General features: G+C 69.3%; 1 protein-coding gene, 1 rRNA gene, 1 pseudogene and 1 other annotated feature (1 of these 4 running past the window's edge). Of the genes and pseudogenes, 1 reads left to right on the top strand and 2 read right to left on the bottom strand.

Annotation, left to right across the window (positions count from 1 at the left end; genetic code table 11):
- Positions 1 to 753 (top strand): annotated as a pseudogene (locus tag SSNG_RS18680) (type VI secretion protein); the annotation flags it as partial.
- Here the strand turns inward: SSNG_RS18680 and SSNG_RS18675 are convergent.
- Both SSNG_RS18675 and rrf read right to left on the bottom strand, forming a co-directional pair.
- Positions 750 to 1,304, bottom strand: a complete 555-nt coding sequence (locus tag SSNG_RS18675; protein WP_007265424.1) for a GNAT family N-acetyltransferase — start codon at positions 1,302 to 1,304, stop codon at positions 750 to 752. The pseudogene SSNG_RS18680 and the gene SSNG_RS18675 sit on opposite strands and share 4 nt — an antisense overlap.
- A gap of 124 nt (positions 1,305 to 1,428) precedes the next feature.
- Positions 1,429 to 1,545, bottom strand: a 5S ribosomal RNA gene (gene rrf, locus SSNG_RS18670).
- Between the two features lie 75 nt (positions 1,546 to 1,620).
- Positions 1,621 to 1,874: a sequence feature (mutual gap in cmsearch alignment for this rRNA model is longer than 100), on the bottom strand; it runs 2,802 nt beyond the window's last position.

The following is a 1,874-nucleotide window of genomic DNA, read 5'->3' as shown; positions in this document are numbered from 1 at the left end:
TCGCACCTGTGCGACACCCCGGCCCGCATGCACTGGAACCCCACCGACGGCTGCGCCGACCGGGACACCGCCGCCGCCCGGGCGGTCGCCCTGCTGGCCCCCGTACGCCCCCAGGCCCGTATGGACAGCGCCCTCGCGGACACCGCCGAGACCCTACTGCGCAGCTGGCTCCAGGCCGCCGCCCTCGACGGCCTCCCGTTCAAGCAGTTGGCCCGCTGGGCCCAGGGCACCGCCGCCCAGGAACCGGTGCGCATCCTGCGCACACACCCCCAGGCGGCCCCCGGCAGCGCCGGCGAGCTCGAAAGCGCCCTCACCGCCCACCCCGAACGCCGCGAGCAGGCCCAGCAGGTGACGGCCCGAGCCCTGTCCTGCCTGACCTCGATCCACATCCGCGAGGCCTGCAAACCGAACCGCACGGATTCCCTCACCCTGGCATCGTTCACCGCCGAAGGGGGCACCCTCTACGTACTGGGTGAACCGCTGGAGGACCCCCGCACCCACCCGGGTGCGATGCCCCTCCTCACCGCCCTCGCCGCAGACGTGGTCGAGCACGGCCGCCGCATGGCCGCACGGTCATCCCACGGCCGGCTCGACCCACCACTGACCCTGGTCCTGGAGGACGTGGCGGCCGTCGCCCCCGTCCCGCAGCTCCCGGAGCTCCTCGACGACGTCACCCTCCCCCTCCTGGCCCTCTGCCGCAGCCGCGAACAGGCGCGCTCCCGCTGGCCGGAGTGGCCCGCCGACGCCCGCTAGGGCCGGGCGATCACGTACTCGTGCTCCTTCGCGGTCGGGTCGCCCGGCTTGGGGATCACCAGCCCGCTCGCCCGGAACCCGAACCGCCGGTAGAAGCCGGCGGCCCGCTCGTTGTCGCCGTGCACGAAGAGCCGTACGCGGTCCAGCACCGGCTCCTTGCGCGCCCACACCCACTCCAGGGCCGCGGCGAACAGCGCGTCGGTCAGCCCGCTCCCCCGCTGCTCGGGACGCACGAACACCCCCACGACATGCCCCTGGTCGGCCTCGACGACCTGCTCCAGGAAGTCGCTGTCGCCCGCGGCCTCGACGAACACGGTGACGGACCCGTCCCACCGCCCGTCGGGCGCCTCCGCGACGAACTGCCGCACGTGCACCCCCTCCGCCGCGCCGGCCGCCCGGTCCTGCCAGAACGCGTCGGGCTTGGCGGCGGCCTGCTCGACGGTCTCCAGGAACGCCATCGACGCCGCAGGATCACTCAGCGCGGCGAGCCGGAGCTCCTTGACCTTCTGCCACTCGTCGGCCCGTACGGACCGGATCACATGCTGGTTCATGCACCGAATCCAAACGCCCGCCCCTCCGCAGGTCAACGCGATATCCGCACGCCGAGGCCGGCTAACGGCCCGTGAACGCAGAAAAGCCCCGCACCATAAGGTGCGGGGCTTTCCCACAAAGATTGTTCGGCGGCGTCCTACTCTCCCACAGGGTCCCCCCTGCAGTACCATCGGCGCTGAAAGGCTTAGCTTCCGGGTTCGGAATGTAACCGGGCGTTTCCCTAACGCTATGACCACCGAAACACTATGAAGTTGGAACTCCAGCCGGCAAGGCGAGTTCGTTACTTCAGAACTAACACAGTGGACGCGAGCAACTGAGGACAAGCCCTCGGCCTATTAGTACCAGTCAGCTCCACCCGTTACCGGGCTTCCACATCTGGCCTATCAACCCAGTCGTCTACTGGGAGCCTTACCCTCTCAAGGAGGTGGGAATACTCATCTTGAAGCAGGCTTCCCGCTTAGATGCTTTCAGCGGTTATCCCTCCCGAACGTAGCCAACCAGCCATGCCCTTGGCAGGACAACTGGCACACCAGAGGTTCGTCCGTCCCGGTCCTCTCGTACTAGGGACA

It is taken from the genome of Streptomyces sp. C (assembly GCF_000158895.1).
Lineage (GTDB): Bacteria > Actinomycetota > Actinomycetes > Streptomycetales > Streptomycetaceae > Streptomyces > Streptomyces racemochromogenes.
Note: the sequence above shows the minus strand (reverse complement) of the source record. Positions and strands in the feature narration are given on the sequence as shown.